The 14,525-nt window shown below is 41.9% G+C and carries 11 protein-coding genes; 8 read left to right on the forward strand and 3 right to left on the reverse strand.

Annotation, left to right across the window (positions count from 1 at the left end; translation table 11 throughout):
• The 5 genes from I8752_RS18905 to gntT all read left to right on the forward strand — a co-directional run.
• A partial coding sequence (locus I8752_RS18905; protein ID WP_225895756.1) for a transposase occupies positions 1-409 on the forward strand: 409 nt, incomplete at its 5' end.
• Positions 410-473: 64 nt separating this feature from the next.
• Positions 474-713: a hypothetical protein gene (locus tag I8752_RS18910; protein ID WP_214433845.1), complete on the forward strand. Its 240-nt coding sequence runs from the start codon at positions 474-476 to the stop codon at positions 711-713.
• A 47-nt stretch (positions 714-760) separates the two neighbouring features.
• Positions 761-2,140: an aminopeptidase P family protein gene (locus tag I8752_RS18915; RefSeq protein ID WP_214433846.1), complete on the forward strand. Its 1,380-nt coding sequence runs from the start codon at positions 761-763 to the stop codon at positions 2,138-2,140.
• A 185-nt stretch (positions 2,141-2,325) separates the two neighbouring features.
• The gene (locus I8752_RS18920; protein WP_214433847.1) at positions 2,326-3,120 is read left to right on the forward strand and encodes an LmeA family phospholipid-binding protein; all 795 of its coding nucleotides are present in this window, start codon (positions 2,326-2,328) and stop codon (positions 3,118-3,120) included.
• 430 nt (positions 3,121-3,550) lie between these two features.
• Complete coding sequence (gene gntT / locus I8752_RS18925; protein WP_214433848.1) at positions 3,551-4,909, forward strand: guanitoxin biosynthesis MATE family efflux transporter GntT; 1,359 nt, start codon at positions 3,551-3,553, stop codon at positions 4,907-4,909.
• A 47-nt stretch (positions 4,910-4,956) separates the two neighbouring features.
• Here gntT and I8752_RS18930 read toward each other — a convergent pair whose 3' ends face one another.
• A complete protein-coding gene (locus I8752_RS18930; protein WP_214433849.1) occupies positions 4,957-5,442 on the reverse strand; it encodes a hypothetical protein in 486 nt (161 codons plus the stop codon).
• Positions 5,443-5,970: 528 nt separating this feature from the next.
• Here I8752_RS18930 and I8752_RS18935 point away from each other — a divergent pair.
• The 3 genes from I8752_RS18935 (at position 5,971) to I8752_RS18945 (ending at position 8,376) form a co-directional block, all read left to right on the forward strand.
• Positions 5,971-6,873: a YihY/virulence factor BrkB family protein gene (locus I8752_RS18935; protein WP_214433850.1), complete on the forward strand. Its 903-nt coding sequence runs from the start codon at positions 5,971-5,973 to the stop codon at positions 6,871-6,873.
• A gap of 52 nt (positions 6,874-6,925) precedes the next feature.
• Entirely contained in the window at positions 6,926-7,306 is a 381-nt protein-coding gene (locus I8752_RS18940) for a DUF4112 domain-containing protein (RefSeq protein WP_214433851.1), read from the forward strand.
• A 134-nt stretch (positions 7,307-7,440) separates the two neighbouring features.
• A complete protein-coding gene (locus tag I8752_RS18945; RefSeq protein ID WP_214433855.1) occupies positions 7,441-8,376 on the forward strand; it encodes an alpha/beta fold hydrolase in 936 nt (311 codons plus the stop codon).
• Between the two features lie 1,218 nt (positions 8,377-9,594).
• Here I8752_RS18945 and I8752_RS18950 read toward each other — a convergent pair.
• Positions 9,595-11,049, reverse strand: coding sequence for a hypothetical protein (locus tag I8752_RS18950; protein WP_214433852.1), 1,455 nt, complete (start codon positions 11,047-11,049; stop codon positions 9,595-9,597).
• Between the two features lie 169 nt (positions 11,050-11,218).
• Positions 11,219-14,380, reverse strand: coding sequence for an aminomethyl-transferring glycine dehydrogenase (gene gcvP / locus I8752_RS18955; protein WP_404827105.1), 3,162 nt, complete (start codon positions 14,378-14,380; stop codon positions 11,219-11,221).
• Positions 14,381-14,525: the final 145 nt, after the last annotated feature.

Here is a 14,525-nt window from a genome sequence, read left to right on the forward strand (position 1 = left end):
CTGTACCAAAGCGAATGTATCTGATGATAAGGGTTTGATTGAAATGTTGACGCTCAATATTGATTATTTCAAGTCAAAACCTGTCAATCTTCCCAAGACCACCATCCTGCTAGACCACGGTTATCATCCTGAACATCTCACCGAGGAGTTAGAGAAGGTTTATCCCCAGATCATGACGAAAATCAGATTTGAACTTTCGGCGAAACCATCCAAACAAGAAAACAAAGCGCAAGGGAAATCTGGGTTTATTCCGGTTGCAGCAAGATGGGTAATTGAGCGGTCAAATTCTTGGATGGAAAGATGCAAAATCCTCGTCAAGAACTTTGAGAGAACTTTAACTAATGCGACTGCCAAGGTTAATCTTTGTTTTATTCGGTTGATGATTAAGAGGCTTGCAGCACCTTCTTAGATGTCAAATGGGTTCTATACAGTACCTTAGAAATTAGTAATGCTATCTCCAGGAGGTATGGTCAATGTTAAATACAAACAAAAACTGGAGGATAACAATCATCAAAGCTGTCTTGGCTGTCATCAACTCCGGGTTAATTTCTACAGGATTAGTTAGCTGTCTTAATCCAGTACAGCAAGCTCCATCTCAACCAACTATACAACCTAATCAACAGCCCAATCAGCCCGATCGCCAAGATAAAGATGATGACAAAAAAGACGATCGCGACGATGATAAAGATGATGACAAAGACGATAAAGATTAAATCAAAGCGTCAGTAAAGTATTTATTCTTTTCTCTTAGTTTCAATTTATGGTTATTCACAACACTTATAGTTCGCTTGCTGATACCCTCAGCTACAGACGGCAACGACTTGCTAACCTGATTGATTTTCCAGTAATTCTCTGGTCGGGTAGCAGCAGTCCGCGTAACTTTCCAGCAAATCTTTTGCCATTTCGCCCTAGCAGTCATTTCCTTTATTTTGCTGGACTGCCACTCCAAAATGCGGCAATTCGTCTAGAATCGGGCAAGCTAGAACTATTCATGGAAGATCCCAAACCTAGCAGTGCCCTTTGGCACGGAGAAATGCCGAAGCGAGACGAAATCGCCCAACAAATTGGCGCGGATGCTGCTAAACCAATGTCAGAATTAGAGTTCTTCTTGGAAGATGCAGCCACAATTGCCGTACAAGATGCTGGCACTTGGACGCAGCAATCGCAGCTTTTAAATAGATGGGTTTTACCGCAAAATCCCCTCCAAGGAATTGATTTAGAATTAGCCAAAGCAATTATTTCTCTGCGTCTCACCCACGATGAAGGGGCATTAATTGAACTGCGAAAAGCCGCTGCTGTCACTGTTGCAGCCCACAAAGCTGGGATGGCAGCCACATCTAAAGCAACACTAGAAGCTGAAGTCCGGGCGGCGATGGAGGGGGTAATCATTGCCAGTAATATGACTACTTCTTACAACAGTATTGTGACCGTCCACGGTGAAGTTTTGCATAACGAGCAGTATCATCATCCGCTGCAACCAAATGACTTAGTGTTAGCTGATGTTGGCGCTGAAACTGAGATGGGTTGGGCAGCTGATATCACCCGTACTTGGCCCGTTGCTGGGAAGTTTTCACCTACTCAAAAAGACATTTACAATGTTGTGCTGGCAGCTCATGATGCTTGCATTGCGAAAATACGTCCTGAGGTAGAGTATGGCGATATTCATCTGCTAGCTGCCACAGTCATAGCTGAAGGTTTAATAGATTTAGGAATTCTGCAAGGAAATGCTGAAGATTTAGTAGAAATAGATGCTCACGCGCTGTTTTTTCCTCACGGGATCGGTCATTTACTCGGTTTGGATGTCCACGATATGGAAGATTTGGGCGATTTAGCAGGATATGAAGCAGGCCGTCAAAGAAGCGATCGCTTTGGTTTGGGCTACCTGCGTTTAAATCGTCCCTTGCGATCGGGTATGCTAGTTACAATTGAGCCGGGCTTTTATCAAGTACCAGCAATTTTAAACGATGCTAATCTCCGGGTAAAATATCAAAATGTCGTGAATTGGCAGCGCTTATCTCAATTTGCTGATGTCCGAGGTATCCGCATTGAAGATGATGTTTTAGTTACAGCTTCAGGCAGTGAAGTTTTAACAGCCGCATTACCAAACGATGCTGATACAGTAGAAAATCTCGTCTCATAACAGTACCACTGATTGCACTCGCAGTCTTGCAACTGTCAACCGAAAAAAGTAACATCAGACACAGTTGAGATATTAACTATCAGCCATTCCGTGCTTGCCTATCAGCACAACCAATCTTCAGACACTTGCTGTATTGTTCACATTTTGTTACAAAAGTACAAAGAACTTCTAGAGACTAAAACCAAATGTTCGGCGGACTTACTGGTTTAAAAGATCCTAAAGGCACAGACTGGGGGGAGCAGATGCTCAACACAGTCGCTAGCCAAACGATTCGCCATCTATTTTCCCAAAGCGAGTCAGTAGAAGTCTTTGTGCGCTGCTATCCCTCCAGCAAGTTGTTGCAAGGCAGCATTGATAGTTTTAAAATGAGCGGTCGCGGCTTGGTCATCCGGAGAGAGTTTGCAGTAGAGGAAATGTCGTTTGAAACCGATGCGGTGGCCATTGACTTTGGAGCAGTCCTAAGTGGCAAACTGAATCTCAAGCAACCTACCCAAGCGATCGCTCAAGTAATTTTATCAGAAGCAGGCATTAACCAATCCTTTAATGCCGAACTCGTGAAAAAGCGACTCATAAATCTCTCTGTGCCTGCCTTGACGGCATTATCTGGCGGCGAACCAGTATCTTTTACTGAGGTTCAGGTACAACTATTACCGGAAAATCGCCTGCGGATTATGGCAAAAGCAGATTTAAACAATGGCGAACTAATACCGCTGAGTATGACCGTAACTCTAGCTGTAGAAAGGCGACGGCGAATTTCCTTCAAAGATCCACAAGTTGAACTCGAACTTGTACCAGAAGCGCAACAAGAAATATCCCAAACCTTGAGCATAGCACTGGCAGAAATTTTAGATAATATGGTCGATTTGGATCGCTTTGACCTTGATGGGGTGAAAATGCGGCTCAATCGTTTAGAAACTGAGGATAAAAAATTAATTTTCAGTGGATATGCCGAGATTGAACGTATGCCACGTAGCTCTTAATTTGTAAGCAAAGATAAAAACACCTTTACGCTTTGAAATTTCACATTGACCGGAGTTAACTGTTGACCGTCAACAGTTAACAGCTAACAACCACTATGAGTATTTCTGAAAATTCAATACGCTTTAGCTTACTGTGTCACTATCCTGACTTTTCACGGGAAGTCTTCAAACCCTCGTTAAGGCTCTTGGTAGGGTGTAGGGAAAACAAGAAAGCCTGACTACACCCCACACCCCACACCCCACACCCTACACCCTCGCTCCTTTTCCACGTACCGTGAAAAGTCAGGTCGCGATCGCAGTATTTGTATAATTATTTGATTGAGCCTAGTTTCACAAACCATACTATGACCTGAAAAAAATAAATTCTTACTAGTTTAGTCGCCTAAACTGAAAGAATTCTCACTTCAATAAATTCCAGCACAGGCAATCTATGACATTTGTGGTTCCAAAGCAGTACAGCTTCTTGCCTCGCTTTTACCGACTGGCAAGTGTCAGTGTACTTTCTAACATGATGGTTCCCCTAGCAGGTCTAGTTGACATTGCCTTTTTAGGACATTTGGCAGATATTCGTCACTTAGCTGGAGTCATCCTAGCAACTATCCTTTTTGACTACCTTTATCGCGTATTGAAATTTTTGCGCTCAAGCACCAATGCCCTGACTGCCCAAGCTGTTGGTTTGGATGATGCCAAAGCTATTTTGCTGGCAGGACTACGCAGTGGTTTAATTGCGCTAGTAATCGGCTTACTGATTGTGTTGTTGCAATATCCTCTCCAAAAAATTGGATTTACCATCCTTAGCGGTTCGCCAGATATTGAAGCTTCTGGAATTGATTATTTCAGTGGTCGGATTTGGGGAGCGCCCGCTGTTTTGCTCAACTTTGTGTTAATTGGTTGGTTTCTAGGGCGAGAAATGAATGGTGTAGTGCTATTGATTTCTCTTGTTGGTAACGGTTCTAATGTGTTGCTTGATTATCTGATGATTGTTCGGTGGGGCTGGGAAAGTATGGGAGCTGGGCTAGCAACGGCTATTAGTCAATATCTAGCGCTGGCGATTGGTTTGATTGGGGTCTGTTTTAGTATTCCGCGGACAGCATTACCAACTGCTCTGCAAGAAGTTTTTGATTGGGCAGCTCTCAAAGATGCTGTTGCACTCAAGAGTAACATTTTGGTGCGATTTTTAGCTCTCATTTCTGCCTATGCTATTTTCACAAACCTAAGTGCGGCTATGGGAACAATTGTCCTTGCCGAAAACGGGTTGCTTCTCCAAATTGCTCTTTTGAGTCAGTTCACAATTCAAGGTGTAGGCATGACAACCCAAACCTTAACCGGGAACTTTCAGGGCAAAGGAACCACAGAACAAATGCTTCCACTGCTGAATGTTTCTATACTGACTAGTTTGCTGATTGCACTAGCTTTTGCAACAGTATCTCTTATCTTCCCAGATACAGTATTTGGATTGCTGACTAATCATACAGAGGTTAACAAACACATAACTAGCTACATCATCTGGTTACTGCCTCTTCTCGGATTTACTGCTATAGCCTTCATGCTAGAAGGGTACTTCATTGGCTTAAAGGAAGGTGTAATCCTACGTAACGCCGTCCTACTTGCATTTGGATTAGGTTTTACCCCACTGGCTGTTGCAGCATGGTATTTCCACAATAACCACCTTTTATGGATGGCTCTTGTATCTTATATGATGACTATCATTGTAGTGCTTGGGTTGAAGTTGCCCCGGACTTTTGATAGCCAAAATTTGCAGAATCAGGAGTTAATGCCAAGCTCTTGAAATGATACAGATCCAAACCCAGGACTTTCTTAATTACGAATTACGAATTACGAATTACCCTGTCCCTGCTCGCGGCTTCGCTCTTTTGCCAAGCTATCAATAGCGTCACCCAAGGCAGTAGTAAGACTTTTGCGGGTTTGGGCGTGACTGTCTTGCTCGGTTTTCAAAGCTTGCAGCAGGCGATCGCGTTCTTTGGTGACTGCAATCAATTTCGCTTGTAATTCTTTTACAGATTGGATTTGTTGGACTTCTTGTTGAATGGCTGTCGTTGTTTTACCATCAACCAGTATTCCTCCCTCAATACCTTTGAGTTTCTGAATTTCCACTTTCAAAGAGGCGATCGCCTGTTGCGATAGATGAGCATCTGTACGGCGTTGCTCTGCTTCTGTGTTGTAGAGTTTGCGCCATTTTTGGGCACTTTCCCAAGCCGCATCGCGATCGCGTTGCTGTTCTACCAACTGTTGTTTAAGCGTCTGAATTTCTGCCAACCACTTTTGTGTTAAAACTGCTGCTTTATCATTACTTTCAGTCATTTTAATACTCTTTGATAACTATCAATGTGCTAATTTCAGGTATTTGTCAATGAAAAACGTAAAATTAAATACGTTATTAATAGAACAAAACTAGTATCATCAAATCTAAAAACTGACGATACCATTTTTACAAGAAATAGTGGTAAATTTAAAAGCCCTCTAGTGAGGGATTTCTACATAAAGAAATATTCCATCGCTGTTGAAGCTAAGGGAAAAGCATCAAATTCTACATTCTCGCCCTGACTTTTCACGGGAAGTCCTCAAACCCTCGTTAAGGCTCTTGGTAGGGTGTAGGGTGTAGGGAAAACAAGAAAGCCTGACTACACCCCACACCCTCTGACTTTTCCACATATCGTGAAAAGTCAAATTCTCGCCTCCCCATCTTTTTGGCAATCCGAATCATAAGACTAAAGGTACATTAACTTAGTACCGCTCAAAATTTGGTAAAAAAATTCCTAAAATATATGCGATCGCCACTGAAAATCTGGCAAATTATTTGAGGATACTAACCAGCCATAGCTAACAATCATGGGACAGTCTCGCTTTGTCGGCTTTGTTCGTCATCTGAATTGGCGCACGCTCAAGAAAACTTTTACTAGGACAATCGAAAGGCGACTTTTGGGACTGGCTTCGGAAATTGCCTTCAACGCCATGCTATCTCTGTTTCCGGCAATTCTCGCCGTACTTACAGCCATCGGTCTATTTGAAGAATCCTTGCAAGATACCTTTAAACAACTGGCGAATCAAATCAGTCAAATCGCACCCGAAGAAGCGTTGAAATTAATCCGTGATTTTGCCACCAAAGAAATTACCAACTCTAAAAACAGAGGTTTATTCTCTTTGAGTTTTGCGATCGCCCTTTGGACTGCTTCTGGGGCTATAAGTACTGCGATGACTGCCTTCGATCAAATTCATCAAATTCCCCCAGAACAAACGCGCCCCTTTTGGAAAGCTAAACTCATCTCTCTCGGATTAACAATCGGGACAATTTTGCTGTTAATGGTGGCTTCTTTCTTAGTTTTTATCAGCGACCTTCTATTAGCAATGGTGGTGTATGAAAATGGTTCTTTAATTTTTTTGTTGCATCTTTGGCAGTTGTTACGCTGGCCTTTAGCTTTAGGTATAGTTGCAGCCGCATTCGGCTTTATCTACCGCTATGGCCCCAGCGTCTGGAACTCAGGTACGCCAATGATGCCAGGGGCAATTTTAGCAGCTGTTTTCTGGGCGGTACTGTCTGCTTTGTTTCGGATTTATGTCGCCAATTTCGGCAACTACAATAAAGTTTATGGTGCAGTGGGCACTGTGATAGTTTTGATGTTGTGGCTATGGATGAGTGCTGCTGTGATGCTAGTGGGCGACCAATTGAACGTAACTGTTGGCGAGGATATGCGCTCAAAAACAGACAAAAACTTGCTGAAAAAAATTAATTAATAAGCTAAAACATGACAGTTACCAGTTCATCTTAAAACAAGCGATCGCCCTCATGCCTAATTCTTCTTCACGTTTTTCTCATATCGATCGTAGCGCTCATGCACCTACTATCAAGCGGCTGCGTCAGTTGAGCCGTCTTTTGGATAAAGTCATTACTATTCCCGGAACGCCAATTGCTATTGGTCTAGATCCAATTATCGGATTTATACCTATTGGGGGCGATTTTTTAGGGTTTGTACTTTCTAGCTACATAATCCTAGAAGCCGCGCGATTGGGAGTACCGAAAGCTATTTTAAGCAAAATGGTTTTGAATATTGTTATCGATAGCTTAGTCGGTAGTATACCTATAGCAGGAGACTTGTTTGATTTTGCTTGGACAGCAAACGAGTATAATCTTAAGTTGTTGGAAGAATATTTTAAGTTACCTCGTTAGCACCAAAGTGTAAATATTTAGTTGATTATTTATAGTTTTGGCAAATAGCCATTGTCTTATTTTATTTCCCATGCTAATAATTGGAATGCTGTAGTACGCCTAAACTGGCGTTGAAATTAGTCATTGATAAAGGAATGAAAGATTGGTGGCAAGCCACTTTTCCTAAAGGGCGGCAAAGTCTAATTATTAGCGATGCTTGTGGGTATCCCGTACAAATTGCTTATGGTGAAAAAGGTAAAGGGAAACCATTAATTTTATTACATGGAATGGGTAGCTGGAGCTACAATTGGCGTAACAGTATTGACCCACTATCTAAATATTTTCGGGTAATATGTTTTGATGCCAAAGGCTATGGTTTTTCAGAAAAACCATTGTTTCGCAAAGAACATCATAACCATCAAATTATTGAGTTTGAGAGAATCATTCAAACATTATGCGATGAACCTGCCGCGATCGTAGCAGAATCATTGGGAGGGTTAATTGCTCTTGCTCTCGCTCAAAAAAATCCCGATTTAATCGAGCGGTTAGTAGTAGTCAATGTACCTATTTTTGCCAAATATCTACCTCATTGGGCTATGCGGTTGCTTGCTTTAACTCCTTTAGAAGTAGTGCAAGCAATTGACTATTTACGTCTAGCATATTTGTTTGCACCTCTATTTAGAGAAATTATGGCAGTAGAAAGGCGTGGAGAATTATTCGATCCATCAATACTGACACCAGAGGACGCATATTGGATAGCTTACCCGTTTATTGAGTTACCTGGTACTATTACCAAAGTCGCCGAAGAGTTACAAATAGCAGCCCAGGAAATTGACAATAATCAAGCCAATAAGCCAAATATGCTCAGTAAAATTCAACAATATTTGAGTGAGATTAAGTGTCCTACATTAATTTTGTGGGGCGAACAAGATGGTTGGTTTCCGACTAGTCATGGCAAAAAACTGCATCAATGTATTCCAAATTCCAAATTCCAAATTCTGTCTAATTGCTGTCATGATGCTTCAACAGGTTCTTCAGACGCAGTAAACGCAGCTGTTCTAAAGTTTTTACAAGATACAAGTTTTTTGTAAATTGGCTACTGGAATCGCATTTTTAATTACAAATTAGTAAGCCAGGACTTACGCACTCAGATCCCCCAACCCCCTTAAAAAGGAGGCTTTATACCAATTATCTCAAATAAGGCAACACACTCAAACCCTAAAAGCCTTGCCATATTTGACTTTCTTAATTACGAATTACGAATTACGAATTGGTATTAAATACGCGACAGCTTATAAGGTTGTAATTTTGCTCAATTGCCATAAAAAAAGAGTAGGAGGAGGCATACCAATCGCCTCCTCCCACTCTGGCATTTGCCGCTGTAGCGTTTAGGAATATATGCAGACGTTGCCCGTTATTTAGGGGGCTAATGGTACGTCAACGACAACGCCCGTAAGCATTTAATATTCCCTATGCGACAAATGTCAAGCCAGATATTTAATATTTTTTGCCTGAATAAATAGTCTGTAAATTATTGGTAGATATATTTTATTTGTCCTATAAAAAATTGATAGACTGCTTTGAACGTATTAGTTTTATATCTTGGTAGCCCCTGATAACAACACCCTTGAAGTCGTTTATCTTCTACAATTTAACTCAGTCAATCTGAGTACGGTTGCCATTTTGGCAGATTTTTAAATTTTAAAATTGCTTGTTTATAAGAATAATCCAGGCAATTAAATTGCGGTTACTCTTGCACACAAATAAAGTCAGTCTCCACAGACTAAGTCAAAATAGGATTTCAAATTTAATCTGACGAAAGTAAAATAGACCTCTTACATGAATACGATTATCCCCTCAAACTGGAAGTCTGGGGCTACACAAACAAAGCCGTGACTAGCAGGCTTAAATGTGTGATTGCAGTTGAAAAACCTATTTGATGCAGCTACAAATTCAATTCATTAAATATTCGTGCAAGAAGTCTAATATTCAACACAGCTATGCTCAAGTCATTTTGTAAAAGGGACTGGGGAACTCGGGGCCCCCACGACCGCAGAGAGTGGGGATTAGGGGCAATGGGGATTAGGGGGTAGTGGTATATCAAATGCTCATATTATGGTGGGGGCTTTGGCCCAACACCAAATTTTAAAGAACTTTTTCCCAGTACCTAGTACCACCAGCGGCGTACCTAGAACCACCAACATAAATGTGTGGTGGGAGACTCCTCACTGTGACCAGTTGAAAATGTGAATGCGCTATTTTAAGACAGTCGTGCTACTACTAGCTTTTGATGGGCGATTACTTAGCTTTTAATCAACAAATTCAATAAGAATCACTTCCTCTCTGGGAATATATCTACCATCGTAAGCTAAACGTACTTTTCCACCTTCATCAATATCATTGATTTCCTCACCCTTGGGATTCCACCAATCAGGCGCACCAATCCAGGTACATCTGTCACCTATTTTAAGTCTTTGTACTCGACTTGCAATTTCCTGGTTAAAATCTTTTATTGGGTTGAGTGTATTGTAAGGAATTTGTTCTTTGTGAATTATCTTTAACCAGGACGTATTATCTTCTTCTTTCTCTAATTCTGTTTTTTTGCATGTACTTGTTATTGCAATAAAATCTGCTTCTGCTACAAATATGTCTTCAAAGTTAATCCACTGATAATCTTCTATACTTTGTCCTAACAAGACAATTTTTGCTCTGTGGGTGTCAATATCAATCTCTATTGCGACCCCTATATCTCCCTGGTGTGTTTGACACGGCAGCTTGAGGTTATCAAGGAAGTCTAAATCTAATTTTGCTAAAGGTGTTTCATATCTTTTTGTGTTATCGTCATCACCATCTAACTGCTCAACAGTATCGTTCATATTTGAAATAGAAGGATTGCCAGTAAAACTCATGTCAAATATGATGGGGTCTTTGCGTAGTTTTTCGTGTTCAAGTAATGCTTGATATATAATTTCGGCTGTTGTATCTGTAGTGACATCACTGATTTGGCTATGTCCGCTTATAAGCTTATGCAGATTAAATTGAATGTCTCCATATATATCTTTGCGCTCTACATAGATAAATCCGGTTCTAGTATCTTGAAACTGTGTGATTTCATGATAAGTCGCAACTTTTTGGATATCTTGAGCTATTCCATAAGCTCTCAACCATGAATCTAAAAGTACTGCCTGAGTTGTGCCTAGACCACCTACACCGTTACCCCATTTATCAGTAGATCCTTGTCTGCTAATTTCTCCGATTGCGTAAATTGTTGCTCCTACATAGTTGTTTTTGTCTTTTTCTACCCTTGTTGTAATAGAATTTAAATTTGTAGGTGAAGTCTGTATTTCGTAATTTAAAAAACCTGCACTTTTTTTATTTACAACTGCAATATCAGTTCTTCTGCCTGGATATTGTAATTCTTGAAGTGACTCAAATTTATCGTGTTTAAAGTAGGTTTGAATAGTTGCATCCAATATATTTTTTGCTCTACTTTTAGCATGTTTATGTGCTGCGCTTTCATTTCTGGTACTGATAAATTTGTTGCTAATACAATCTATTTCTATTTCTTGCGCTTCATCTGTGTTGACATTATGAAAGAAATGTCCACATACCCAGAAAGATGTTTCTTTACGTGTTCTGTAGTGTGCTTGTTTATAAAAAAGTGGGCGATCGCAGAATATACATTTGAAAATTTCATCCTGAGCATGTAAACTAAATTGAGCATCAACAAGAATACCGTTTTTATTTAATGCATATCCAACCATACATTTGAAAAATTAGTAGTTAGATAAAAAAATATTGATAATTTAAAATTTTAATAAAGTAATGCTTACATGTCCACGCCTTGGGACAAAACAAAATTACTACTATTATGCTGAAATACCCAATATTAGCCGCCTCTCTGCAAACAGAAAGGCGGTTATAAATTAGGTGCTACGAATAAGCAGCCATTGGCAGACAAGAACAAACAAAATTCCTATCGCCAAAAGCTGAATCTATGCGACCAACAACAGGCCAGAACTTATATTCGCGTGTCCAAGGCGCAGGGTAAGCAGCTTGTTCGCGGGAATAAGGATGATGCCATTCTCCTGCAATGAGACTTTCAGCAGTGTGGGGTGCATTCTTCAAGACATTATCTTGGGCATCCACCTTGCCAGATTCAATTTCGGCAATTTCTGCACGAATAGCAATCAATGCATCACAGAAACGGTCTAATTCTTCCTTAGATTCGCTTTCTGTTGGTTCCACCATGATTGTACCTGCCACTGGCCAAGAGACAGTCGGCGCATGGAAGCCATAATCCATTAGACGCTTGGCAATATCATCGATTTCGATGTTGGCAGATTTTTTGAGCGATCGCAAATCTAAAATGCATTCATGGGCAACTAAACCATTTTTCCCTTTATACAAAACGGGATAGTACGCTTCAAGTCTCTTAGCGATGTAATTAGCATTGAGAATTGCCACTTTAGTTGCTTGGGTTAAACCCTCTGCACCCATCATGGCAATGTACATCCAAGAGATCGCTAAGATACTAGCACTACCCCAAGGCGCAGCAGCAACAGCACCTATATGTGAGTGCTGAGTGCTGAGTGCTGAGTGCTGAGTAGTAGAAGAAGTAGAAAGTGTTTCATTTACATTGCCCGTTTTCTCTCTCCTGATTTTGACTACGGTATGTCCGGGGAGAAAAGGCACGAGATGGGAGGCTACGCCAATTGGCCCCATACCAGGGCCGCCGCCACCGTGAGGAATGCAGAAGGTTTTGTGCAAATTCAAATGACAAACATCTGCCCCAATATCTCCGGGACGACAAATTCCCACTTGGGCATTCATATTCGCCCCATCCATATATACTTGTCCGCCGTGGATATGGACAACAGCGCAGATTTCTTGAATTGCCTCCTCGAACACACCATGAGTTGAAGGATATGTAACCATTAAAGCGGCGAGTTCATGGCTGTGTTTTTCAGCTTTAACTTTCAGGTCATCAACGTCAATGTTACCTTGTGAGTCGCAAGCAACTGCCACCACCTTCATCCCACACATCACCGCACTGGCTGGGTTTGTCCCGTGTGCTGAGGTAGGAATCAAACAAACGTTGCGATGTCCTTCTCCCCGACTTTCGTGATACTGATGAATCACTAAAAGTCCTGTGTACTCGCCTTGAGAACCTGCATTTGGTTGTAGAGAAACTCCCGCAAATCCAGTAATTTCAGCCAACCATGCCTCTAGTTGCTGAAACAGAATTTGATAGCCCCGCGTTTGCGATGGGGGAGCAAATGGGTGTAGCTTACCAAATTCCTCCCAAGTTACTGGCATCATCTCGGCTGTGGCATTCAGCTTCATCGTGCAAGAACCCAAAGGAATCATCGATGTAGTTAGCGATAAATCCTTAGTTTCTAACTTGTGAAGATAGCGCAACAACTCAGTTTCAGAGTGATAACGATTAAAAACGGGATGGGAGAGGTAGGTACTGGTGCGGAGATGGGGAGATGAAAAAGACGCGGTGACGCGGTGATGGGGTGAGTCCAGTGCTGCGGGAGGGTTTCCCTCCGGAGCCACTTCCGTGCGGGGGTTCCCCCCGTTGAGGAAAGTGGTATCAGGCAACTGGCGAACCCGTAAGGGTGACGCGGAGAGGAAGAATGTCCCCGTGTCTCCGTTTCCCTGTATCCCCGTGTCTTCTTCTTTGGGGGAGGTTAATTCTTCTAGGGTAAAGGGTAAGTCATCCGTGCCTGCAAAGATTTGCCAGAGGTCTATTAAGTCTTCTGATGTAGTTGTTTCATCTAAGGAAATGCCAACAGCAGTATTATCAAAAATCCGCAGGTTAATATTTCGTGTTTGACAAGCTTCAAGAATCGTTTCTAATTTGCGCGTTCCCAACTCCACGCGCAGCGTATCAAAGAAATGTTCGGAACTAATTTTGTAACCCAGGCGCTTTAATCCTGCTGCCAATATTAAAGTTAGCTGGTGGATGTTCTCAGCAATTGCCTTCAGTCCAGCAGGGCCGTGATAAACGGCGTACATACTCGCCATCACCGCCAGCAGTACTTGTGCCGTACAAATATTACTGGTAGCTTTTTCGCGGCGGATGTGCTGTTCGCGGGTTTGCAAGGCGAGACGCAATGCGGGCTTACCTTGAGCATCTTTTGATACACCTACAATTCGCCCTGGAACTTGCCGCTTATACTCTTCTTTGGTAGCAAAGTATGCCGCGTGAGGCCCTCCAAACCCCAACGGAATGCCAAATCGCTGGGTACTACCCACAGCAATATCAGCGCCAAATTCACCCGGTGGTGTGAGTAAAGTTAAGCTTAAAGGATCTGCTGCTACCGTCACCAATGCACCCTTAGCATGGGCTTTTTCAATAAAAGCGCGGTAGTCGTAAATAGTGCCATCACTAGCAGGGTATTGCAGAATTGCCCCAAAAATTGGTCGCTCAAAATCAAATGTTTGAGGATCGCCAACAATAATTTTAATTCCTAGAGGTTTAGCGCGTGTTTGCAAGACATCAATAGTTTGGGGATGGCAGTCACGAGAAACAAAATAGGCATTGGCTTTATTTTTGCAAACTCCGTAACTCAGACTCATTGCTTCTGCGGCTGCTGTGGCTTCATCGAGTAATGAAGCATTGGCGATTTCCAAACCTGTCAAGTCGATAATCATGGTTTGGAAATTGAGTAGCGCTTCTAGTCGTCCTTGAGCAATTTCTGGCTGATAGGGAGTGTAGGCAGTATACCAACCAGGGTTTTCTAAAATATTACGTCCAATTACAGGAGGCGTAATACAGTCGTAATATCCCATACCAATGTATGAGCGGCAAACCTGATTTTTGGTAGCAATTTGTTTTAACTTTGCCAGTGCTGCGTACTCGCTTTGGGCTTCTGGTAACTGTAGGGGTTTATTGAGCTTAATTGTCTGCGGTACTGTTTGGTCTATGAGAGCATCTAGACTAGATAACCCCAATAATTCAAGCATTTGCTTAACATCATCGGAGTTTGGGCCTATGTGCCTTGGCGTAAAATTATTTAACTTTTGATTCCTTTCGTCTAGGGTCTGGCGATCGCTAGACTTAGGAATAGAGGCGTGCATTACCACTAATGAAACTCCAGACGCAACTATATTAATATTTTGCAATAAATACTAAGGATTGGGGACTGGGGATTAGGGATTAGGGATTAGGGATTAGTTGTTCTCCCTCATCCCCCTCATCTCCCTCACTCCCTCATCCCCCTCATCCCCC

Source organism: Dendronalium phyllosphericum CENA369 (assembly GCF_016056275.1).
GTDB classification, from domain to species: Bacteria; Cyanobacteriota; Cyanobacteriia; order Cyanobacteriales; family Nostocaceae; genus Dendronalium; species Dendronalium phyllosphericum.